21 protein-coding genes are annotated in these 21681 nt (G+C 73.8%); 11 read left to right on the top strand and 10 right to left on the bottom strand.

Annotated features, from left to right (window positions below):
- Positions 1 to 92: 92 nt before the first annotated feature.
- The gene (locus tag MRBLMG1_RS28770) at positions 93 to 980 is read left to right on the top strand and encodes a F510_1955 family glycosylhydrolase (protein ID WP_367827051.1); all 888 of its coding nucleotides are present in this window, start codon (positions 93 to 95) and stop codon (positions 978 to 980) included.
- A gap of 70 nt (positions 981 to 1050) precedes the next feature.
- On the opposite strand, the gene MRBLMG1_RS28765 is transcribed toward MRBLMG1_RS28770, so the two are convergent.
- Together MRBLMG1_RS28765 and MRBLMG1_RS28760 are read right to left on the bottom strand one after the other, a co-directional pair.
- Positions 1051 to 2739, bottom strand: a complete 1689-nt coding sequence (locus MRBLMG1_RS28765) for an amidohydrolase (RefSeq protein ID WP_367827050.1) — start codon at positions 2737 to 2739, stop codon at positions 1051 to 1053.
- Between the two features lie 142 nt (positions 2740 to 2881).
- Positions 2882 to 4288: a purine-cytosine permease family protein gene (locus MRBLMG1_RS28760; protein ID WP_367827049.1), complete on the bottom strand. Its 1407-nt coding sequence runs from the start codon at positions 4286 to 4288 to the stop codon at positions 2882 to 2884.
- A gap of 158 nt (positions 4289 to 4446) precedes the next feature.
- On the opposite strand from MRBLMG1_RS28760, the gene MRBLMG1_RS28755 reads away from it, so the two are divergent.
- The gene (locus tag MRBLMG1_RS28755; protein ID WP_367827048.1) at positions 4447 to 5091 is read left to right on the top strand and encodes a TetR/AcrR family transcriptional regulator; all 645 of its coding nucleotides are present in this window, start codon (positions 4447 to 4449) and stop codon (positions 5089 to 5091) included.
- Positions 5092 to 5098: 7 nt separating this feature from the next.
- Here MRBLMG1_RS28755 and MRBLMG1_RS28750 read toward each other — a convergent pair whose 3' ends face one another.
- A complete protein-coding gene (locus tag MRBLMG1_RS28750; protein ID WP_367827047.1) occupies positions 5099 to 6550 on the bottom strand; it encodes a dihydrolipoyl dehydrogenase family protein in 1452 nt (483 codons plus the stop codon).
- A gap of 116 nt (positions 6551 to 6666) precedes the next feature.
- Between MRBLMG1_RS28750 and trxA the strand changes: the two genes are divergently transcribed.
- On the top strand, positions 6667 to 7032 hold the full coding sequence (gene trxA, locus MRBLMG1_RS28745; protein ID WP_367827046.1) for a thioredoxin: 366 nt from the start codon (positions 6667 to 6669) through the stop codon (positions 7030 to 7032).
- A gap of 310 nt (positions 7033 to 7342) precedes the next feature.
- On the opposite strand, the gene MRBLMG1_RS28740 is transcribed toward trxA, so the two are convergent.
- The 3 genes from MRBLMG1_RS28740 to MRBLMG1_RS28730 form a co-directional block, all read right to left on the bottom strand.
- The gene (locus MRBLMG1_RS28740) at positions 7343 to 8530 is read right to left on the bottom strand and encodes a thiolase family protein (RefSeq protein WP_367827045.1); all 1188 of its coding nucleotides are present in this window, start codon (positions 8528 to 8530) and stop codon (positions 7343 to 7345) included.
- A 216-nt stretch (positions 8531 to 8746) separates the two neighbouring features.
- The gene (locus tag MRBLMG1_RS28735; RefSeq protein WP_367827044.1) at positions 8747 to 9016 is read right to left on the bottom strand and encodes a hypothetical protein; all 270 of its coding nucleotides are present in this window, start codon (positions 9014 to 9016) and stop codon (positions 8747 to 8749) included.
- A gap of 307 nt (positions 9017 to 9323) precedes the next feature.
- A complete protein-coding gene (locus MRBLMG1_RS28730) occupies positions 9324 to 10358 on the bottom strand; it encodes a LacI family DNA-binding transcriptional regulator (RefSeq protein WP_367827043.1) in 1035 nt (344 codons plus the stop codon).
- A gap of 155 nt (positions 10359 to 10513) precedes the next feature.
- Between MRBLMG1_RS28730 and MRBLMG1_RS28725 the strand changes: the two genes are divergently transcribed.
- The 4 genes from MRBLMG1_RS28725 (at position 10514) to MRBLMG1_RS28710 (ending at position 14279) form a co-directional block, all read left to right on the top strand.
- Positions 10514 to 11788, top strand: a complete 1275-nt coding sequence (locus MRBLMG1_RS28725) for an MFS transporter (RefSeq protein ID WP_367827042.1) — start codon at positions 10514 to 10516, stop codon at positions 11786 to 11788.
- A 51-nt stretch (positions 11789 to 11839) separates the two neighbouring features.
- Entirely contained in the window at positions 11840 to 12547 is a 708-nt protein-coding gene (locus MRBLMG1_RS28720) for an alpha/beta fold hydrolase (protein ID WP_367827041.1), read from the top strand.
- A 14-nt stretch (positions 12548 to 12561) separates the two neighbouring features.
- Positions 12562 to 12792: a hypothetical protein gene (locus MRBLMG1_RS28715; RefSeq protein WP_366306345.1), complete on the top strand. Its 231-nt coding sequence runs from the start codon at positions 12562 to 12564 to the stop codon at positions 12790 to 12792.
- An 83-nt stretch (positions 12793 to 12875) separates the two neighbouring features.
- Positions 12876 to 14279 carry a flotillin family protein gene (locus MRBLMG1_RS28710; RefSeq protein WP_367827040.1) on the top strand — a complete coding sequence of 468 codons (1404 nt, stop codon included), beginning with the start codon at positions 12876 to 12878 and terminating at the stop codon, positions 14277 to 14279.
- A gap of 93 nt (positions 14280 to 14372) precedes the next feature.
- Here the strand turns inward: MRBLMG1_RS28710 and MRBLMG1_RS28705 are convergent, their stop codons facing one another.
- A complete protein-coding gene (locus MRBLMG1_RS28705; RefSeq protein WP_367827039.1) occupies positions 14373 to 14543 on the bottom strand; it encodes a hypothetical protein in 171 nt (56 codons plus the stop codon).
- 77 nt (positions 14544 to 14620) lie between these two features.
- Positions 14621 to 15451 (bottom strand): TIGR02452 family protein, encoded by an 831-nt coding sequence (locus MRBLMG1_RS28700; protein ID WP_367827038.1) that lies wholly within the window; start codon positions 15449 to 15451, stop codon positions 14621 to 14623.
- Between the two features lie 223 nt (positions 15452 to 15674).
- Here MRBLMG1_RS28700 and egtA point away from each other — a divergent pair, with 223 nt between their 5' ends.
- From egtA to egtD, 4 genes are read left to right on the top strand one after another with little or no spacing between them, the layout of a single operon-like run.
- Positions 15675 to 16934: an ergothioneine biosynthesis glutamate--cysteine ligase EgtA gene (gene egtA, locus MRBLMG1_RS28695; protein WP_367827037.1), complete on the top strand. Its 1260-nt coding sequence runs from the start codon at positions 15675 to 15677 to the stop codon at positions 16932 to 16934.
- Positions 16931 to 18247 carry an ergothioneine biosynthesis protein EgtB gene (egtB, locus tag MRBLMG1_RS28690; RefSeq protein ID WP_367827036.1) on the top strand — a complete coding sequence of 439 codons (1317 nt, stop codon included), beginning with the start codon at positions 16931 to 16933 and terminating at the stop codon, positions 18245 to 18247. Before egtA ends, egtB begins: the two co-directional genes overlap by 4 nt.
- Positions 18247 to 18999 (top strand): ergothioneine biosynthesis protein EgtC, encoded by a 753-nt coding sequence (gene egtC / locus MRBLMG1_RS28685; protein ID WP_367827035.1) that lies wholly within the window; start codon positions 18247 to 18249, stop codon positions 18997 to 18999. The genes egtB and egtC overlap by 1 nt, the downstream gene beginning before the upstream one ends.
- Positions 18996 to 19961 carry an L-histidine N(alpha)-methyltransferase gene (egtD, locus tag MRBLMG1_RS28680; RefSeq protein ID WP_367827034.1) on the top strand — a complete coding sequence of 322 codons (966 nt, stop codon included), beginning with the start codon at positions 18996 to 18998 and terminating at the stop codon, positions 19959 to 19961. The genes egtC and egtD overlap by 4 nt, the downstream gene beginning before the upstream one ends.
- Here egtD and MRBLMG1_RS28675 read toward each other — a convergent pair.
- Entirely contained in the window at positions 19856 to 20746 is an 891-nt protein-coding gene (locus MRBLMG1_RS28675; RefSeq protein WP_367827033.1) for a lysophospholipid acyltransferase family protein, read from the bottom strand. The two genes, egtD and MRBLMG1_RS28675, sit on opposite strands and share 106 nt — an antisense overlap.
- A complete protein-coding gene (locus tag MRBLMG1_RS28670; RefSeq protein WP_367827032.1) occupies positions 20743 to 21570 on the bottom strand; it encodes a GNAT family N-acetyltransferase in 828 nt (275 codons plus the stop codon). The genes MRBLMG1_RS28675 and MRBLMG1_RS28670 overlap by 4 nt, the downstream gene beginning before the upstream one ends.
- Positions 21571 to 21681 lie beyond the last annotated feature (111 nt).

Here is a 21681-nt window from a genome sequence, read left to right as displayed (position 1 = left end):
CGGCGGCCCGTCCCCTTCCGGACGGGCCGCCCCGCCGCCGTGCCCCGGCACCCACGCCCTCCCGCCACCCCCGCACCTCGGACGAAAGAACGATGCAGACGCACCCCTCCGGCCGCCGCATGGCCACCACGACCACCACCGCCCTCACCGCCGCCCTGGCCCTTGCCCTCACCGCTTGTTCCTCCCCCGGCCCGGCCGGCACCGGCGACGAGTCCCCCGCCTCCCTCAGCCACGTCCACGGCCTCGGGGCCCGCGGCGACAAGCTCTACGTCGCCACCCACGAGGGGCTGCGCACGGCGGGCGCCGACGGCCGGCCCGTACCGGTCGGCGACCGCCAGGACGACTTCATGGGCTTCACGGTCACGCCCTCGGGCACCTTCCTCGCCAGTGGGCACCCGGCCCCCGGCAGCGGCGGCCCCGCCGACCTCGGTCTCGTCGCGTCGACGGACTCCGGCCGCTCCTGGCAGGAGAAGTCCCTCGGGGGCGAGGTCGACTTCCACGCCCTCGACGCCGCCCCCGACGCCACGGTCTACGGCTACGACAGCGCGAACGGACTCCTGCGGGTCAGCCCGGACGGTGTGCGCTGGGAGGAGCGGGCCGCCCTGCGCGCCCTCGACATCGCCGTCTCCCCCGCCACCCCCGGCACCCTCCTCGCCACCACCGAGACCGGCGTGGTGCGCAGTACGGACGGCGGCAGGACCTTCGCGCCCGCGGCCGGGCAGGTCCTCGCGTACGTGTCCTGGGGCGCGCCCGACGCCCTCTTCGGCGTCGACCCGAGCGGTGTCCTCTTCCGCGGCGCGGGCGGGGGCACCTCCTGGACCCGGGTCTCCACCGTGCCGGGCGGCGCTCCGCAGGCGCTCACCGTCGTGGACGCCCGCCGGCTGCTCGTCGCCACCCAGGACGGGGTGTACGAGTCGCGGGACGCGGGCGGCCGCTTCGAGCGCCGGATGGCGGTGACGTCCGGGAAGGACGGCCACTGACCGCGCCGGGACGGCGGCGGGGGTGGGGGGCGGAGGCGGGGAGCTCGTGTCACGCTCCCCGCGCCCGTCCCTATCCCCGCGCCCGCCCCGCGACCACCTCTCCGCCCACGACGACGGTCTCCGCCACGGTGCCGGGGATCTCGTCGGGGGCGATGCGGAGGATGTCGCGGGAGAGGACGACGAAGTCGGCGAGCTTGCCCACGGTCAGCGAACCGCGTTCGTGGTCGAGGAAGTTGGCGTACGCCGAGCCCATCGTGTAGCCCTCGACGGCGGTGGCGACATCGAGGGTCTCGCCGGCCGTCCAGGCCGGTCCGCCGCCGGGCGGGCGGCGGGTGACGGCGGCGTGGATGCCGACCATGGGGTCCATCTCGGCCACGTTCCAGTCGCTGGAGAGGGCGAGGACGGCGCCGGCGGCGTGCAGGCTGCGCAGCGGCCAGGCCTTGTGCCAGCGGTCGGGGCCGACGTTCTCGGCCCAGTCCTGGCCGGGTCCGGCGATGTCCGGGGCCGCGTGCCGGGGCTGCATGCAGGCGACGACGCCGAGTTCGGCGAAGCGCGGGGTGTCGTCGGGGTCGAGGCATTCGACGTGGACGACCTGGTGGCGCGCGTCGCGGGGCCCGTTGACGGTGCGGGCCCGCTCGACGGCGTCGAGGACGGTACGGATGCCCCGGTCGCCGGTGGCGTGGACGAAGCACTGGAAGCCGCGCGCGTCGAGGCGGGTGAGCAGCTCGGCGAACTCCTCGGGCGGGTAGAACGTGTCGCCGCGGTGGTGGGAGCAGCCCGCGTACGGCTCCAGGAGGGCGGCGGTGCGCGGTTCCACGACGTCGTCGATGTACAGCTTGAGCGGGCCGACCCGCAGCCGGTCGTCCGCGAACTCCCGCGCTGCCGCCTCGAATTCGTCGAGGTCGCGGTCGGTCGTGCCGCGCGGGTGGAAGAGTGCGGCGACGATCCGGGAGCGGAGCCTGCCCTCGGCCCGGGCGCACTGGAAGAGGGCGAGGTCGTCGAGGGAGTTCTGGGGTTCGACGACGGTGGTGATCCCGTAGCCGATGGCGTCGTCCAGGCTCTTGGCGAGCCGGCCGTACTGGCGGTCCGGGGAGGCCCAGGGGAGGCCGAGATCGCGGAGGGCGCGGTGGCCGTCACGGGAGAGTCCCTTGACGGCGAAGTCCTTGACGAATCCCGTGGGTTCGCCGGTGGCGGGGTCGGTGACCGCCCGCCCGAAGGGGAGGTCGGTGTGGTCGCGGTCGACGCCGAGCCGCTTCAGCGCCGCGGTGTTGAGCCAGGCGGTGTGGACGTCGTAGCTGAGGACGAGTGCGGGGGTGTCGCCGGTGGCCGGGTCGAGGTCGGCCGCGGTGGGCATGCGCCCGTCGGGGACGGCGGAGTAGTCGAAGGCCTCGGCCTCGATCCACTCGGCGTCGGGATGGGCCGCGTGCCAGTCGCGGATGCGCGCGTGGACGGCGTCGAGGGTGCGGGCGCCGGCGAGTTGCACGCAGGCGTCGTCGGAGCCGAGCCGGACGTGGTTGTGGGCGTCGACGAAACCGGGCAGGACGAGCCGCCCCCGGCCGTCGAGGACCTCGGTGTCGGGGCCGGTCCAGGCCCCCGCTCCGGTGTCGGAGCCGATCCACACGATGCGACCGTCGCGGACGGCGAGCGCCTGGGCTTCGGGAAGCGCCGGGTCGACGGTGTGGATGCGGGCCCCGGTGAGGACGAGATCGGCGGGGGTGGGGGCGGAGGCCGGGGTAGGGGTGGGGGTCGCGCTGTTCATGCGGGGTGACTCCGTGACGTGCGTACGGGGGAAGGGGGCGGGGGTGCTGTGAAGGGGCGGGGTGCGGGGTCTCAGGGCCGTATCGGCGTGCGACCCCAGGGCCCAATCGGCGCAAGGCCGGAGGCCCGTATCGGCGCGCGCCTCAGGCCTGGATCGGTGTGACGCGCCCGCGGGCGAGGAGCACGTACACGAGGGCGGAGACCGCGGCGCCGAGGAGGGTGAGGTCCGCGCCGCCGAGGGGGGCGACGAGGGGGCCGGTCCAGAGCTCGGAGTCGCAGGTCAGGGCGGAGAAGAGGAGGCCGGAGAGGAGGGCGGTGAGGCCGGCGGGGTGCCAGCCCGCGCGGTACCAGTAGGCGCCGCCGGCGCCCGTGTGCAGGCCGGCGGAGTCGTAGGTGCAGCGGCGGAGCACCATGTCGGCGAGGAAGACCCCGCCCCAGGGGGCGAAGACGATGATCAGGAGGGAGAGGAAGGAGAGGAGCGAGGTGGTGAAGTCGGTGAGGAAGAGCGCGCCGAGGGAGCCCGCGGCGGTGACGGCGGCGCTGATGACGATGGCGCGGGCCCGGCTCCAGGGGATGCCGAGGACCTGGAGGTTCAGGCTGGACGAGTAGAGGGTGATGATCGAGTTGGTGACGGAGCCGCCGAGGACCAGGGCGAGGAAGAGGGGCTGGAACCAGCCGGGGAGGAGGCTCTCGGTGCCGGCCACGGCGTCGGTCATGTCCGCCTGGGTGGCGGCGGCCACTCCGGCCACGCCGAGGGCGACGGAGGAGAGGAAGCCGCCGAGGGCTCCGCTCCAGGTGACGGCCTTGAGGGTGGTCGCCCGGGGCAGGTAGCGGGTGTAGTCGGCGGGCATGGGGAGGTACGAGAAGGGGCCCGCGAGCATGACGACGAAGGCGAGGCTCCAGCCGGAGGCGCCGGGTGCGGCAGCGGGGGCGGAGGTGTCGGCGCCGGGCAGGACGAGGACGAGCAGGACGGCGAAGCCGACGGCGAGGACGTAGGCCATCCAGCGTTCGGCGAACTGGACGGTGGCGTGGCCCCAGAGGGCGACGGCGAAGGTCAGCGCGAGGGTGACACCGAGGGCGACGGCGCGGGAGGCGTGGCCGCCGTGCCAGCCGAGGTCGGTGAAGAAGGCTTCGAGGGCGAGGGTGCCCACCACGGTGTTGACGATGGTGTAGCCGATGCTGACGATCCAGTTGAGGAGCCCGGCGGGCCAGTTCCCCCGGATGCCGAAGGCGGCCCGGGAGATCACGAGGGTCGCGGTGCCGGTGCGGACTCCGCTGAGGCCGGCCGCGCCGATGGCGAGGAAGGAGAGGCCGCCGATCACGACGACGGCGGTGGCCTGCCAGAAGGAGAGGCCGAAGGCGACGGCGAGGGCGCCGTTGATGACGTAGGTGAACGTGAGGTTCGATCCGAACCAGAGCCAGAAGACGTCCTTGGCGCCGCCGTGGCGTTCGGCGTCGGGGATGGGGTCGATGCCGTGTTCCTCGACCTGGAAGACCTCGTCGGTCGCCGTCCGGCCCGTGGTGACGGGCTCCGTCTCGTGTCCGAGCACACCGCACTCCTGTCTTGAATGCCGTTCTAAGTGTTAGAACGGCATTCAAGATGTGCGATGAGTTCCGGCCACGTCAAGACCTTCGGAGGTTGCGGTTAAGGTCGGTCTCGCGGACAGCGCGCACAGGGACACGGAACGGCAGGACGGGGACGGCTGCGGTGGCAGGGGCGGCACGACGACGGGACGGACACGTCACCCAGGAGCGGATGCTCGAGGAGGCCATGACCGCGATCGCGGAGGACGGCCTCGCCTCGCTCACCATGTCCGCGCTGGCCGAGCGGCTCGGCACGAGCGGCGGCCACATCCTGTACTACTTCGGCAGCAAGGACCTGCTCCTGCTCGCCGCGCTCCGGTGGAGCGAGGCCGCGCTCGCCGAGGAGCGGCGCGCGCTCCTCGCCCGCCGGATCACGGCCGAGCGCAAGCTCGACCTGTTCCTTCGCCTCTACCTGCCGCGCGGCGCCCGCGACCCGCGCTGGACGCTGTGGATCGAGCTCTGGGCCCGTACCCCCGGCAACCGCGCGCTCCGCGAGGCCCAGGAGGAGCTGGACCGGGGCTGGCAGGAGGACTTGGAGGCCCTGCTGACGGCGGGCGTCGCCCGCAGGCGCTTCGCACCCCTGGACGCCGCCGCCCGCTCCTCCGAACTCCTGGCCCTGCTCGACGGGTTGAGCACCCGCGTCGTCCTGGGACAGGAATCCCGGCGCGACCCGCGCCCCGCCCTGGAGACCGCGCGCTCGGCGGCGCGGCTGCTCGTCACGCCGTACGCCTCCGGGGGCGGCGAACTCCCTGCGACGGAAGCGAAGTGACGAGGGGTCAGCCCCGGTACGCCTCCAGGAGACGCAGCCAGGCCTCGCTCAGCGTGGGGTAGGAGGGGACGGCGTGCCAGAGGCGGGCGATGGGGACCTCGCCGGTGACGGCGACCGTCGCCGAGTGGAGCAGTTCCCCGATGCCGGGGCCCACGAAGGACGCGCCGAGGAGGACCTCGCGGTCGAGGTCGACGACGATCCGGGCGTGCCCCTTGTAGCCCTGGGCGTACAGATCGGCCCCGGCGACCTGCCGCATGTCGAGGTCGACGGCCCGGACCCGGTAGCCGGCGCGCTCGGCCTCGGCGAGACCGAGGCCGACGGCGGCGGCCTCGGGGTCGCTGAACACGACCTGTGGGACGGCCGCGTGGTCGGCGGTGGCGGCGTGCGCGCCCCAGCGCCCGGTGTCCAGGGCCGTGTCGCCCTGGGCGCGGGCGGCGATGGCGGCACCGGCGATGCGGGCCTGGTACTTGCCCTGGTGGGTCATGAGTGCGCGGTGGTTGACGTCCCCGACGGCGTAGAGCCAGTCGCTGCCGGTGACCAGGAGGCTGTCGTCGACGTCGAGCCAGGACCCCGGGGTCAGTCCGACCTTCTCCAGGCCGATGTCGTCGGTGCGCGGGGCCCGGCCGGTCGCGAAGAGCACCTCGTCCCCCTCGACGTGGTCGCCGCCCTCCAGGACCACGGTGACCGGGCCGGTGCCCCCGTCGCGCACCACCGCGGTGACGACCGTGCCGGTACGGACGTCCGCGCCGCGCGTCCTGAGGGCCGCGGCCACGTGCTCGCCGACGAACGGTTCCATGCGCGGCAGCAGGCCGCCGCCCCGTACCAGCAGGGTCACCTTCGCGCCGAGGGCCTGCCAGGCGGTGGCCATCTCCACGCCCACCACTCCCCCGCCGACCACGACGAGCCGCTCGGGCACGCGGGCGGAGCTGGTCGCCTCGCGGCTGGTCCAGGGGTGCGCGCCGGGCAGTCCGGGCAGGTCGGGGACGACGGCGCGGGTGCCGGTGCAGACGGCGACCGCGTGCCGGGCGGTGAGCAGATGGCGCTCGCCCTCCGGGCCCGCGACCTCCACCGAGCGCGGCCCGGTGAGCCGGCCGTGGCCGCGGTAGACCCGGGCGCCGATGGAGTCGAGCCAGTCCACCTGGCCGTCGTCCTTCCAGTGGCCGACGACGGCGTCCCGGTGGGCGAGCACCTCCATCGCGTCCAGCGGGCCGTACACCGACTCGCGCAGACCGGCGACCTTGCGTGCGTCGGAGCGGGCGAGCGCGGGTCGGAGCAGCGCCTTGCTGGGCATGCAGGCCCAGTACGAGCACTCGCCCCCGATCAGCTCGCTCTCGACGACCGCGGCGCTCAGGCCGGCCGCCCGCACCCGGTCGACGACGTTCTCGCCGACCGGTCCCGCACCCAGGACCACCACGTCGTACGTGTGCTCGACATCCACCGCATCCACCGTTCGTGTCATGGGTCCCAGTCTGCTGGCAGCGGTCCGGAATAGCGCGGCTCGATACGCCGTTGTGCCGGGCGAGTCCCCAGGGGACCGTCAGGACACCGCCAGGAGACCACCGAAAGGCAGGAAGCATGAGCACCGTAGAGCTCACCAAGGACAACTTCGACGAGGTCGTGAGCGGCAACGCCTTCGTCCTGATCGACTTCTGGGCTTCCTGGTGCGGTCCCTGCCGTCAGTTCGCCCCCGTCTTCGAGGCCGCCTCGGAGCGCCACGAGGACCTGGTCTTCGCGAAGGTGGACACCGAGGCGCAGCAGGAGCTGGCCGCCGCCTTCGAGATCCGCTCGATCCCGACGCTGATGATCGTCCGCGACAACGTGGCCGTGTTCGCCCAGCCGGGCGCGCTGCCCGAGGCCGCCCTCGAGGACGTCATCGGCCAGGCCCGCAAGCTGGACATGGACGAGGTCCGCAAGTCCGTCGAGGCCGCGCAGCAGAAGTGACCCGCCGGGCGGCGTGACGCACGGGGAGACACCCGGGCGAGAGGGGTACGGGAGAACTTCCCGTACCCCTCTCGCGTGCTCCGCCCGCGCGGGTTCGTGCCGGGCTCGGCGCTCCGTCCGCCGCCCTCCGTGCCCCCTCCGTGCGGGACCCGGCGCTCCGTCCCGCGCCGTCCGTGCCCGTCGTTCCGTGCCGGGCTCAGGCTCTCCGTCTCGCGTCCTCCGCGCCGTGCGTGCCCGTCGTTCCGTTCCGGGCTCAGGCTCTCCGTCTCGCGTCCTCCGCACCGTGCGTGCCCGTCGTTCCGTTCCGGGCTCAGCGCTCCAGGACCAGAGCGAGGCCCTGGCCGACGCCGATGCAGAGCGCGGCGAGGCCCGTGCCGGAGCCGGCCGCGGCGAGCTGGTGCGCCACCGAGCCGGCGAGGCGGGCGCCGGAGGCGCCCAGCGGGTGGCCGAGGGCGATGGCGCCGCCGCGCGGGTTCACGATCTCGGGGTCGAGTTCCGGCCATTCGGCGAGGCATCCGAGGGCCTGGGCCGCGAAGGCCTCGTTCAGCTCGAAGGTGCGCAGGTCGGCGAAGGAGCGTCCGGACTTCTCCAGGGCCCGGCGGACCGCCGCGACCGGGCCGAGGCCGAAGAGCTGGGGCTCGATGCCGGTGACCGCGGACGTGCGGATGCGGGCGAGCGGCTCCCGTCCGGTCTCGCGCAGCCCCTCCTCGTCGACGAGGAGCAGGGCGGCGGCGCCGTCGTTGAGGGGCGAGGAGTTGCCCGGGGTGACGGTGCCGCCCTCGGTGCGGAAGGCGGGCTTGAGCTTGGCGAGCGCCTCCATGGAGGTGGCGTCGCGGATGCACTCGTCGCGGGCGAGGTCCACTCCCGGGTAGGGGACGACCTCGTCGTCGTACAGGCCCTTCGCCCAGGCCTCGGCCGCCTTGCGGTGGCTCGCGAGGGCGAAGGCGTCCTGCTGCTCGCGGGCGAGGCCGTGCCGGTCCGCGACGAGCTCCGCGCCCTCGCCGAGCGCGACCGTCCACTCGGCGGGCATCCTCGGGTTGGTCATGCGCCAGCCGAGGGTCGTCGAGTGGAGCTGCTGGTGACCGGCGGGGAAGGCCCGCTCGGGCTTCTGGAGGACCCAGGGCGCGCGGGACATCGACTCGACGCCGCCGGCGATGGCCACGGAGGCGTCGCCGAGGGCGATGGCGCGGGCAGCCTGGATCACGGCCTCCAGGCCGGAGCCGCAGAGGCGGTTGACGGTGACGCCGGGGACGGAGACGGGCAGTCCGGCGAGCAGGACGGCCATCCGCGCCACGTCCCGGTTGTCCTCGCCCGCGCCGTTGGCGTCGCCGAAGTACACGTCGTCGAGGCGCGCCGGATCGAGCGCGGGCGTGCGGTCGACGAGGGCCTTCACCACATGGGCGGCGAGGTCGTCGGGACGCACTTGGGCGAGGGCGCCGCCGAACTTCCCGATCGGGGTGCGGACGGCGTCGACGATGTAGACGTCGCGGATGCTCATCGGTTCTCTCCCACGTGACCTGCGTGCCTGCGTGACCTTCGGAACGACGCTGTTCGCCTGGTGAAAAAACCTTCGCCGGCGTGCGCGCGCAGAGTCTGCGTCGGTCGGCGCGCCCTGTCAACGGGCCGATTCAGGACGTCCGGGGCGGAGGGGCCGCACGTCAGCCGCGGGCGCCCTGTCAACGGGCCGCATCAGGACGTCCGGGGCGGCCGCACGTCAGCCGCGGGCGACGGGCCGGGCCAGCGCCGTCAGGCCGTAGTCGAGTTCGCGCCCGTCGACGAGGAGGGCCTCGACCGTGCGCGTCTCCGGGTCGATGTCGGCCCTGATGCCGTGCCCCTCGTAGATCGGGTAGCCCGACTCGCCGTGGCGTCCGGTGGCCTCGACGACGGCCGTGCGGACGGCGCTGTCCGTCACGGAGGCGCCGCCCCGGTCCTCCACGTGCTCGGCCACCAGCAGGATCTCGAAACGCTTCGGAACTGTGCTCATGCACCGACGCTAAGCGCTCGGCCGTACTCGCGCCGGACGACGCCGGGCCCGCCGGACGGATTCCCGCCGGACGGCGCCGACCGCCCCTTCCTGGACCCTGCCGGCCGACCCTTCCTGGACCCCCGCCGGACGGCGCCGGCCGCCCCTTCCTGGACCCCGCCGACCGCCCCTCCCTGGACTCCGTCGGACGGCACCGGCCGGCCTCTTCCGGGATCCCACCGGATGGCACCGGCCGCCCCCTTTCCGGGACCCCGCCGGACCTCACCAGGCCCCCCTTCCGGGATGCCGGTGGGCGTCGGCGGGTGCGTCAGCTGGACTCCCGCCGGACGACCCGCGAGTCGAGCAGGGCGCGGGTGACGGGCTCCGCTTCGGGTTCGCGGACGGCCCGGTCGACGAGTTCGGCGAGTTCGCGGCCGAGGACCATGTCGATCCGGACGGTGCTGAGCCGGGGGCGGAGCAGGCGGCCGAGGAGCAGGTCGTCGGAGCCGATCACGGCGGTCTCTGCGGGTACGGAGATCCCCTCGTCCTGGAGGGCCCGCATCAGGAGCATCGCGTACTCGTCGTTGTACGCGAAGACGCCGTCGAGACCTTCCTCGCGCCAGCGTGCGGCGAGTGCCCGCGCCGACTCCTCGTCGTACCGCAGCGGGAGGGGTACGACGGTGGCGCCGGCGCCCTCGGCGGCGCGGCGGGCGCCTTCGAGGCGGGGTGCCGAGAACATGTCGAGGCCCGGTTCCTCCGGGACGACGACGCCGATGCGGCGGCGGCCGGTCTCCACCAGGTGGGCGGTGGCGACCTCGCCGACCCGGCTCTGCTCCATGACCAGGGCGTGGGTGCCCTCCACGCGCTGGGTGCCGAGGGTGATCACGGCGCGGGCACCGGAGCGCTTGAGGATCTCGACGCCCTGCGCGCTGAGCTCGGCCTCGCCGAGCGAGACCACGGCGACCGGCCGCAGCTCGGCCCAGGCGCGGGCGGCCTCCTCGGGCCGCATGCCGATGCTGCCGTACTGGACCACGGTGTAGTCGAGGCGCCGCAGGGCCCACTGGAAGTCGTTGAAGAACTGGCTGTACAGCGGTCCGACCGGGACGTGGGCGGTCGGCAGGAGCACCATCCGGCTGTGGCCGGCGCGCAGGCTGCGGGCGGCGGCGTGCGGGACGTACCCCAGTTCCTCGGCCGCTTCCCTGACCCGGCGGCGGGTGGGTTCGCTGATGCGGACGGCGGAGGTGTTGTTCAGGACGTACGAGACGGTGGCCCGGGAGACGCCCGCGAGGCGCGCCACGTCGGCACTCGTCGGGACCGCGCGCCCGGAGGGGCGTTCGGGGGACTGTTCGGTTGGCTGGCTCATCGCTTCGGCATCTTTCCAGAACAATCCGGCACAGGGTCTGGCGGATGGCCGGAATTGAATGCTACACAATGCTCACACGTGTCACTGACACGTGTAACTGATCTGTTCAATCCGCTCCTCGCCCCCTCGTCGGGCGATCTCCCCAGGAGGGCATCGTGGCCCTTTCCTCCCCCGGCACCGGCTCCGGCACCACTACCCCAGGCCCCGCCGCCGGCACGGCGGGCTCCCCCGCCGGCCCCCGGCCGACGCGCGGCCTGCTGCCCCTGCTCCTCGCCGGGAACACCGCGATGTACGCCCTGTACATCGGCGTCCCCGGCATGCTGCTCGCGCTCCAGATCGAGGCCATCGACCCGGCGGACAAGGTGGCGAACTTCGGCCTCGTCTCCGGCATATCCGCGATCTTCGCCACCGTCTTCAACCCGGTCGCCGGCGCCCTCTCGGACCGCTCGGGACGGCGCAACCCGTGGATCCTGGCCGGCGGCCTGCTGGCCCTGCCGGTGATGCTGCTGCTCGGCAGCGTCCACACGATCCTGCTGGTCACCATCGCCTGGTGCCTGGGGCAGGCCGTCATGAACTTCTACCAGGCGGCCATCACCTCCGTGGTGCCCGACCGGGTGCCCGTCGCCTCGCGGGGCAAGGCGTCGGCGGCCGTCGGCCTCGGCCTGCCCATCGGCTCGACGATCGGCGCCCTCGTCGGCGCCGCCTTCTCCGAGGACTACCGCACCGGCTACCTGGTCTTCGGCGCGCTCGTCGCCGCCACCGCCGTGCTGTTCACCACCTGCGCCCGTGAGGAGCGCATGCCCCCGAAGGCCGCGCTGCCGGTCAAGGAGCAGATCGCGGCCTTCGGCAGCGCGCTCAAGGACCACGACTTCCGCTGGGCGTTCATCGGACGTGCCCTCCTGGTCCTCGGCTACTTCGCGGTGGCCGGATTCCAGCTGTACATCCTCAAGGACCACACCGACCTGCCCGCCGGGCTGACCCCGGAGGAGGCGGTGGCGATCCTCATGCCGCTCAACTCGGTCGCCATGGTGGTGTCCACGGTGCTCGGCGGCTGGCTTTCGGACCGCTACGACCGGCGCAAGCTCTTCGTGGGCGCCTCGGCCGCGCTCGCCGCCGTCGCCCTGCTCATCCCGGCCGTCTCCACCAGTTGGACGGCGATGCTCGCCTTCTCCGCCGTCAACGGCCTGGGCTTCGGCTGCTACATGGCCGTCGACACCGCCCTGGTGACGATGGTGCTGCCGAAGGCCGAGGACGCCGCCCGCGACATGGGCGTCCTCAACGTCGCCAACGCGGGACCGCAGATCGTCGCCCCGTTCGTGGCCTCGCTCGTCGTCTCGCTCAGTGGCGGATACACGGCGCTCTTCCTGATCGCGGCCGTACTGTCGGTACTCGGCGCGCTCGCCGTGCGCCCCATCCGCAGCGTGCGCTGACCCAGGTCGGCGTCCGCCGCGCACCACCGGGCACGAGGGAAGGACGGCGCCGTGCGCCTGCACACCACCACCTGGGGGTCCGGCGACCGGACCGCCCTGCTCGTCCACGGCCTCATGGCCGACCACCGCACCTGGCGGCGGGTCGGACCGGCGATCGCGGAGCGCGGCTACCGGGTGATCGCGGTGGACCTGCGGGGGCACGGGGCCAGCGGGCGGGCGTCCGGGGCGGAGCGGTACCGGCCGGACGACTACGCCGACGACATCGTCGAGTCCCTCCCCGTCGGACCGGAGTTGGCCGTCGGCCACTCGCTCGGGGCACTCGCCCTGGTCCGTGCGGTGGAACGGCTGAAGCCGGCCCGGGCCGTCTACTCCGACCCGGCCTGGCACCTGGGGGCCGGGCCCGGCGGCTACCGGGCCGACCTCTTCGTCCGGGGCAGGACGATGACCCGGGAGCAGATCAGGGGATTCAACCCCCACTGGCCGGACGAGGACGTCGACATGGAGATGGCGTCGGTACGGGACTGGGACGAGCGGACGGCGTACGCGCTGGAGGAGTTCAGGGGCGCCGACATGTGGCCGTCCGGCGCGGTCGTCCCGTCCCTCGTCACGCTCGCCGACCCGAGCCTGCTGGTCCCGCCCGGCGCCGCCCGGATGCTGGCGGACCGCGGCTTCGTCGTCCGTACGGTGGCGGGGGCCGGGCACACCGTCCACCGGGACGCCTTCGACGGGTTCATGTCCGCGCTGGACGGATGGATCTGACGTACCGTTCAGACATGGACGACGCGTCGATGGACTCCGCGATGGTGGGACTGCTCGGCCGGGTGACCGGCACCGTCGGCCCCGGCCTCGTCGGCGAGGTGATCGTCCGGATCCGGGGCGGCGCCGAGCACTTCCTCGCCTACCCGGCGACTCCGAAGGAGCGGATCGAGACCGGAACGGTCGTGATGGTCATGGAACATCTCCCTCCACGCACCGTCTATGTCACAGCCGCGTACGACAGTTGACCGAACCGTTGAGTGTGCGCCCGTCACGGGCGCACACTCCCTTCACCGGGTCCGCTCGGCTCCGGTGAAGGGGGACCTTGCCCATGGGCATCGGCATTCTGGCGGGCGTCGTCGTCGGCGCCTTCGTCGTCGTGATCACCGTGTTCAAGATGATGTGGCGCGTCGCGGAACCCAACGAGGCGCTGATCATCTCCGGTTCCAACCACAAGAACGAAGGCCTGGGCGCGGGGATGGGATTCCGCATCGTCACAGGCCGCGGCACCCTCGTCATGCCTGGCGTCCAGGCGGTGCGCAAGCTGTCGCTCGACCTCAACGAGACGCAGTTGTCCGTCGAGTGCGTCACTCACCAGGGCATTCCGCTCAAGGTCCGCGGTGTGGTGATCTTCAAGGTGGGTGACGACTTCGTGTCGATCGCCAACGCCGCCCGCCGCTTCCTCGACCAGCAGAAGCTCATGTCCGAACGGGTGCACATCGTCTTCGCCGGTCATCTCCGCGCCATCGTCGGTGGGTTGACCGTGGAGGACATGATCCGTGACCGGGAGAAGCTGACCGGGCAGGCCCGTTCGGCCTGTGGCACGGAGATGGAGAAGCTCGGTCTGATCGTCGACTCGCTGCAGATCCACGAGATCGAGGACCCGACCGGCTACATCAAGAACCTCGCCGCCCCGCACGCCGCCGCCGTCCAGCGGGACGCGCGGATCGCGCAGGCGGAGGCGAACCGGCGGGCCACCGAGGCGGAGCAGCAGGCCGCGGCCCGCATGTCCGAGGCGACCCGCGACAGCGAGATCCTCCAGGCGGGCTACCAGGCCGAGCGGGACCAGGCCTCGGCCCGGGCGCGTCAGGCCGGCCCGCTGGCCGAGGCGGCCTCCCGCCAGGAGGTCGTCGTCCAGGAGACCCGGGTCGCCGAGCTGGAGGGACACCGCAAGGAGCAGCAGCTCCAGGCGGAGGTCCGCAAGCCCGCCGACGCCATGGCCTACGAGACCAGGACGCTCGCCGCGGCCGAACGCGACGCCCGTATCTCCGCCGCCGAGGCCGAGGCGAAGGAGACCGAACTCGCGAGCGCGGCCCGGGCGACGGCGACGCGTCTCACCGGTGAGGCCGAGGCGGCGGCCCAGCATGCCAAGGGCCTCGCGGTGGCCGAGGCCACGCGCGCGAAGGGTCTGGCCGAGGCCGAGTCGATCAAGGCGCGGGCGGCGGCCCTCGCGGAGAACCAGGAGGCCGTCGTCGCCCAGCAACTCGCGGAGAAGTGGCCGGAGATCGTCTCCGCCGGCGCGTCCGCGTTCGGGAACGTCGACCAGATGGTGCTGCTCAACGGTGCCGACGGTATGGCGGACGTCTTCGCGAAGGCGCTCACCATGGGCGGCACCGGGCTGGGCCTGGCCCGGCAGCTGCTCGCCACGATGAACCCGGCCGGGACGGCCGTGCCGGCTCAGCCGGCAACCCTGGTGGAGGAGAGCGTACAGATCTCCATCGGCGACGCGGAATGACCGCGCGCCACGCGGGGTGAGGGGCCGGGCCCGGCGGCTTCACGGCGCCGGGCCCCGGTCACGTCCCCCGTCGGCTCCCCGCCTCGCTCTGCCTCAGTTGTGGCCGAACTTCCGTTCCTTGCGGTGGGACGCGTGCTCCACCAGCGGCATCGTGGTCTCTCGCTTCGGAGCCGCCGCGGTCTGCTCCTTCGCCGCCGCCTCGGTGCGGTGCTCATGACCGCCGGTACGGGCTCCCCGGTTCGTCCGGGTCTGTTTCTTGCCCACGATCGTGCCTCCCGTGAGGGGTGTCGGACTGTGGTCCGTATCCCCTCAGCCTGGCACGGGGGTGGGAAAGCCGCATGTCAGGGCGTATGGCCGAGGACTCGGGCGAAGGCGGCGAGCGTCCTGGTGCCCGAGGAGCGGTCGAGCACGGCGAAGACGACCTCCTCGAAGTGGCCGGCGAAGCGCCCGCCGTCGGTGAGCAGGGCCTTGAAGGTGCCGGCGACCATCTCCGGGTCGTTCATGAAGACGCCGCAGCCCCAGGCGCCGAGGACGAGCCGCCGGTAGCCGGCCGCGGCCGCCGTCTCAAGGACCCGTTCGGCGCGGGAGGCCAGGGCCGCGGGCAGCTCGTGCGCGCGGTCGGGGGTGGTGCGGCGGACGACGCCCGCGTTGGGCGCCGGCGAGGTGAGGAAGCCGACCGTGAAGGGTTCGGCGAGCAGGGCGCCGCGGTCGTCGCGGAAGACCGGCACGCGCGGCGAGTGGATGACGCGGTCGGAGTAGAAGGCGTCCCGTTCGGCGCGGTGGTGGGCGTAGTAGGCGGGGGCGCGCAGCAGGGTGGCGTGGAGGGCGGAGGAGCGGCACAGGGCCTCTTCCTGGGCCTGGGCACCGTTGAGGTAGCCGCCGCCGGGGTTGCGGGCCGAGGCGAAGTTGAGGACGGCCACCGGGCGGGATGCGTCGGCCTCGGTCATCCTGCGGGCCGCGGCCAGGCTGCTCTCGCCGGTGACGTCGAGGGTGGGCGTGCGGTCGGTGTCGGGGGTGACGGCGACGGGGTCGGGGCCGTGGAGGCGGGTTCCCGACAGGGCCGCGGCCAGGTCTTCGGTGAGGGAGACGGTTCGTCCGTCCGGGGCCTGGTAGTGGCCCGCGGCCACGATCTCCTCGGTCTGCCGCGCCATCGCGCGCAGTCGTGCGCTCATGCCGTCAGGATGATCGTTTCGTCCCCGACGGGGCAACGGGATTTCGCGGGGTGCGGGACGGGGAGGGGGCGGGCGGGGCGGGTGGGGGAAGGGGTTTCGGCCGAAGTGGGGCACAGGGGGAGCACGCGGGGCCTCTGGGGCGCTCTTGCATGCCGGTCGGAGGTGGCTTTAGGTGGAAGCAGCGACTTCCCGGGGCGTGTCCCCATGACCTGGAGGTGCACGGATGGAGTCGAGCGGCATACCGCGCGGCGGGCCCCCTCTCAGTGAGGGAGAGGCCGAGGACCTGCTGCGATGTATCTGCTTCAAGACCGGCCCGCCCCGCACGGTGGGCGCGGAGCTGGAGTGGCTGGTGCACGACCTGCGGGACCCTCGGACGCCCGTACGGCCGCCGAGGCTCGCGGCGGCGGTCGACACCGTGCGGTCGCTGCCGCTGGTGTCGCTCCTGACGTTCGAACCCGGTGGGCAGCTGGAGCTCAGCTCGCGTCCGGCCGGTTCCCTCATGGAGTGCCTCGACTCCCTCGCGGCCGACCTGCGGGCGGTGCGGGGCGCGCTGGGGCCGCTCGGTCTCACGCTCAGCGGGTACGGGGTGGATCCGTGGCTCGCGCCGCGCGAGCGGGTGCTGCACGAGCCCCGTTACGACGCGATGGAGACGGCGCTCGGCCGCACCGGCTCGGCCGGTCGGGCGATGATGTGCGACTCGGCGTCGGTGCAGATCTGTCTCGACGCGGGCGTCGAGGACGAGGGGCCCCTGGGCTACGAGCGGCGCTGGCGGTTCGCCCATCTCCTGGGCGCGGTGCTGGTGGCGGCGTTCGCCAACTCGGCCGTGCACGGGGGCCGCCGGACCGGCTGGCGTTCGACGCGGCAGGCGCTGTGGGCGGATCTCGACCCCGTGCGGGCGCTGGCGCCTCCGCCGGACGGGGACCCGCGCACGGAGTGGGCGGCTCATGTGCTCGACACCCCGGTGCTGTGCGTGCGGGCCGACGAGGGCCCGTGGGCGGTGCCGGAGGGGCTGACGTTCCGGGAGTGGTTGCGGACGGGTCTGCCGCGCCCGGCCGACGCGGACGATCTCCGCTACCACGTGACGACGCTGTTCCCGCCGGTCAGACCCCGTGGTCATCTGGAGTTGCGGATGGTCGACGCGCAGCAGGGTCCCGACGGCTGGATGGTGCCGGTGGCCGTGACGACGGCCGTGTTCGAGGACCCGGCGGCGGCGGAGACCGTGTACCGGGCGCTCGAACCGCTGGGGAAGCGGGCCGGTACGGGACCCGCTCCGCGCAATCCGCTCTGGTCCGCGGCGGCCCGTGACGGCCTGACCGATCCCGAGCTGCACGCCGCCGCGCGGACCGTGTTCGCGGTCGCGCTCGACGCGCTGCCGCGGGTCGGGGCGAGCGAGACGGTGCGGCGCGCGGTCGCCGCGTTCCAGGAACGGTACGTGATCCCCGGGAGCTGCCCGGCCGACGAGCTCCAGGCGGTGACGTCATGACCGGTGGAACGGATCCGGAGGCGCTGCGTACGCGTGCCCTCGACGCGCTGACCGCGGCGCGGGCGCGGACGGCGCTCCTGACGTCCTGTGTGGAGGACGGCGAACTGACGGCGCAGCACTCTCCGTTGATGTCGCCGCTGGTCTGGGACCTGGCGCACATCGGCAACCAGGAGGAGCAGTGGCTGTGGCGGGCCGTCGCGGGGCGTGACGCGCTGCGGCCCGAGATCGACTCGCTCTACGACGCGTTCGAGCATCCGCGGGCCACCCGCCCGTCCCTTCCGCTGCTCGCTCCCCGTGAGGCCCGCGCGTACGCGGCGGACGTACGGATCCGGGTGCTCGACGTGCTGGAGAGCACCCCTCTGGAGGGGCGGCCGCTCCTTGACGCCGGTTTCGCGTTCGGGATGATCGCCCAGCACGAGCAGCAGCACGACGAGACGATGCTGATCACCCACCAGCTGAGGAAGGGGCCGGCGGCGCTGTCCGCTCCCCCGCCGCCGGTGCGGCGCTCCGGGCCGTTGCCGCCCGAAGTGCTGGTGCCGGGGGGCCCGTTCACGATGGGAACCTCGGACGAGCCGTGGGCGCTGGACAACGAACGGCCGGCGCATCCCCGGCTGGTGCCCGCGTTCCACATCGACACCACGCCGGTCACCAACGGCGCGTATCTGGCCTTCATGGCGGACGGCGGCTACACGGAGCGGCGCTGGTGGCGGCCGGAGGGCTGGGCGCAGATCAGGGAGCACTCCATCGGTGCGCCGTTGTTCTGGCACCGGGAGGGCGCGCGGTGGCTGCGCCGCAGGTTCGGTGTGACGGAGCCGGTGCCGGAGGACGAGCCGGTGCTGCACGTGAGCTGGTACGAGGCGGACGCCTACGCGCGCTGGGCGGGGCGGCGGCTGCCGACGGAGGCCGAGTGGGAGAAGGCCGCGCGGTTCGACCCGGTGTCCGGGCGTTCGCGGCGCTATCCGTGGGGCGACGCCGATCCGGGTCCCGAGCACGCGAACCTCGGGCAGCGGCACCTGCGGCCGGCCCCCGCGGGGAGCTACCCGGAGGGTGCTTCGCCGCTCGGCGTACGGCAGTTGATCGGCGACGTGTGGGAGTGGACGGCGAGCGACTTCCTGCCGTATCCGGGGTTCACGGCCTTCCCGTACAAGGAGTACTCGGAGGTGTTCTTCGGCCCCGAGCACAAGGTGCTGCGCGGCGGTTCGTTCGCGGTGGATCCGGTCGCCTGCCGGGGCACCTTCCGCAACTGGGACCTGCCGGTGCGGCGCCAGATCTTCTCGGGCTTCCGTACGGCGCGCAGCGCGGAGCTCGACTGATGTGCCGTCACATCGCCTTCGTGGGCGATCCGGTGGCGCTCGGCGAGCTGGTCCTGCGGCCGGAGCACGCGCTGCTGCGGCAGTCGTGGGAGCCCCGTACGCAGGCCAGCGGGGTGGTGAACGCCGACGGCTTCGGCGTGGGCTGGTACGCGGACGGCGATCCGGTGCCCGCGCGGTACCGGCGGGCCGGACCGATCTGGGGCGACCTGTCCTTCGCGGACCTCGCCCGGGTGGTGCGCTCGGGGGCGGTGCTCGCCGCCGTACGGAGTGCCACGCTGCCGGGCGCGGACGGGGAGGCCGCGGCGGCGCCGTTCGGCGGCGGGCCCTGGCTGTTCAGCCACAACGGGGCGGTCACCGGCTGGCCGGGCTCCCTGGCCACGCCGGCGGGCACGCTCCCGGCCGGGGAGCTCCTCTCGTTGGAGGCGCGTACCGACTCGGCGCTGCTGTGGGCGCTCGTCCTGCACCGGCTGCGGGCCGGGGACGCGCCCGGCCGGGCGCTCTCGGACACCGTGCGGGAGGCCGCCGCGGCGGCGCCCGGGTCCCGGCTGAACCTGCTGCTGACCGACGGCGTCACGATCGCCGCGACGACCTGGGGGGACAGCCTCTGGTACCTGACGGGTCCCGACCGGGTGGTCGTGGCCTCCGAACCGTACGACGCCGATCCGCGCTGGCGGGAAGTGCCCGCGCACACGCTCGTGACCGCCACCCGCACCGACGTCACCCTCACCCCGCTCAAGGAGCCGTCCGCGTGAGCCCGTTCCAGCTGACCCGCACCCTCGCCCACGACGCCGCCGGCGCCGATCTGCGCGCCGACGTCCTGCACGGACTGACCCGCTCCCCCAAGGAGCTGCCGCCGAAGTGGTTCTACGACGCCCGGGGCAGTGAGCTCTTCGAGGAGATCACCCGGCTGCCCGAGTACTACCCGACGCGGGCGGAGCGGGAGATCCTGGCGGAGCGGGCCCCGGAGATCGCCGCCGCCACCGGCGCCAGGACCCTGGTGGAGCTGGGCTCCGGTTCCTCGGAGAAGACCCGGTTCCTGATCGACGCGCTGCTCCCGGGTCTGGACAGCTATGTCCCCGTGGACGTCAGCGAGTCCGCGCTGACCGGGGCGGCCGAGTCGCTGCTCGCCGAACGGCCGGGGCTGCGGGTGCACGCGCTGGTCGCCGACTTCACCCGGGGGCTGGGGCTGCCCGGCACGCCGGGGCCGCGTCTGGTCGCCTTCCTCGGCGGCACGATCGGCAACCTGCTGCCCGCGGAGCGGCGGACGTTCCTCCGCTCGGTGCGGGCGATGCTCTCGCCGGGTGACGCGCTGCTCCTGGGCACGGACCTGGTGAAGGACGAGGCGACGCTCGTCGCCGCCTACGACGACGCGGCCGGGGTGACGGCCGCCTTCAACAAGAACGTGCTGTCCGTGATCGACCGGGAGCTGGGCGCGGACGCCGACCCGGACGCGTTCGACCACGTGGCGGTGTGGGACGCCGATCGGGAGTGGATCGAGATGCGGCTGCGCGCCCGCCACGCGCTCACCGTGAAGATCCCGGAGCTGGATCTCGTGGTGCCGTTCGCGGCGGGCGAGGAGATCCGTACGGAGGTGTCGGCGAAGTTCCGTCAGGCGGGTGTCCGGGCCGAGCTCGCGGAGGCGGACCTGGATCTGGACCGCTGGTGGACGGATGGTGCGGGCAGGTTCGCGCTGTCGCTCGCGACGGCGCGCTGAGCGGCGGCGGCGAGTGACCTCCGGTCCGGGTGCCGGGCGGCGGGTATCCGCTCCGGCAGCCGGACCTCCGCGGTGAGGCGGCGGGTGGTGACGACCCGCCACAGCGAGGCGCCGAGCGGGTCGTCGCCGACGTAGGCCGCCGCCCCGGCGGGCCGGAAGTCGATCCGTACCGGCTGGACGTCGGCCCCGGCGTCGAGCGCCGCCTGGAACGCGGCCGGCCGGAAGCGTCCGCCGGCCCGGCCGCACCAGGTCGATCCCTCGGGGAAGACGACGACCCGGCCGCCCGTCGCGAGCACCCCGGTCATCGCGCGTACGGCGCCGGGCAGGGACCGGAGCCCGTCCCGGTCGAGGAACAGGGTGCCGCCGAGTGCGGCGAGCACCCCGAGGACCGGCCAGCGGCGCACCTCCGCCTTGGCGACCATCCGGCCGGGCAGCACGGCGGCGACCAGGGGGATGTCCAGCCAGGAGACGTGGTTGGCGACGACGAGGAGCGGGCCCGCGGCCGGGGCGTCGCCCGCGTACCGGACGCGTACGCCGAAGGCGCGGACCACCGCCCGTACCCAGGACCGGACGAGGGCGAGCCGGACGGCGGGCGGGAGCAGCCCGGTGCCGGGAGCGAGGAGCAGACCGAGGAGGACGGCGCCGGTCCCGGCCGCCAGTCGTAGCACGGCGAGGGCGGCCCCGGCGGCCTCGGGGTCACCGCCGGTGTGCGGGTGGGCGGCGCAGCGGCCCGGGGTACAGGGTGCCGTGGGGAGCCACGGCGAGGGTGCCGTGGGCCCGTTCACCGCGCCGGGGCGAGCGACAGGAAGTGCTGGAGGTAGCGCGGGTTGGTGCGGCGCAGCGAGAGCAGGACGTAGAGGTCGGCGACGCCGAAGTCGGGGTCGTGCGCGGGGGCGCCGCAGACCCAGGCGCCGAGGCGGAGGTAGCCGCGCAGCAGCGGCGGGAGCTCGGTGCGGCCTTCGGGCCGGGTGATGCCGTCGGGGCTCCACAGTTTGTGCGGGGTGACCCAGTACTCCTCGGGCGCGAGGTGCTTGGCCTTGACGGTGTCCCAGGTGGCGGCGGCGAGGGTGCCGCCGTCGGCGAGGGGAAGGGAGCAGCAGCCGGCGAGCCAGTCGTGTCCGGTGGTGGTCATGTAGCGGGCGAGTCCGGCCCAGATGAGGGCGATGACGGCGCCGTTGCGGTGGGCGGGGTGGACGCAGGAGCGTCCGACCTCCACGAGGTCGTGCCGGATGGGCGCGAGGCGGGTGAGGTCGAACTCGGTCTCGGAGTAGAGGCGGCCTGCGACGGCGGCCCGTTCGGGGGGCAGGATGCGGTAGGTGCCGACGACCTCGCCGGTGGTCTCCTCCCGGACGAGGAGGTGGTCGCAGTACGCGTCGAAGGCGTCGGTGTCGAGGCCGGGCTCGGGGCCGTCGATCACGGCGCCCATCTCGCCGGCGAAGATCAGGTGGCGCAGCCGCTGGGCGGCCCGTACGTCCTCCTGGTGGCGGGCGAGGCCGACGACGTACCGGGGGGTGGGTTCCTGCTGTTCCGCGGGGCCGGCGGGCTGCGCGGGGACGGCGAGCAGGGGCGTCGGTGCGGAGACGGCGAGCGTGGGAGTCGGTGCGGTCATGGCGGGCTCCTCCGGCGGACGGAAGCGGACGGGGCGGGCCGGGCCGCTTGCGCGGTGGCCCGGCTCCCTACTTCTTCCGTGACCGGCTGGATTCGAGTTGGCCGTCCGGGG

It is taken from the genome of Streptomyces sp. LMG1-1-1.1 (assembly GCF_040815545.1).
In the GTDB taxonomy this organism is placed as follows: Bacteria; Actinomycetota; Actinomycetes; order Streptomycetales; family Streptomycetaceae; genus Streptomyces.
Note: the sequence above shows the minus strand (reverse complement) of the source record. Positions and strands in the feature narration are given on the sequence as shown.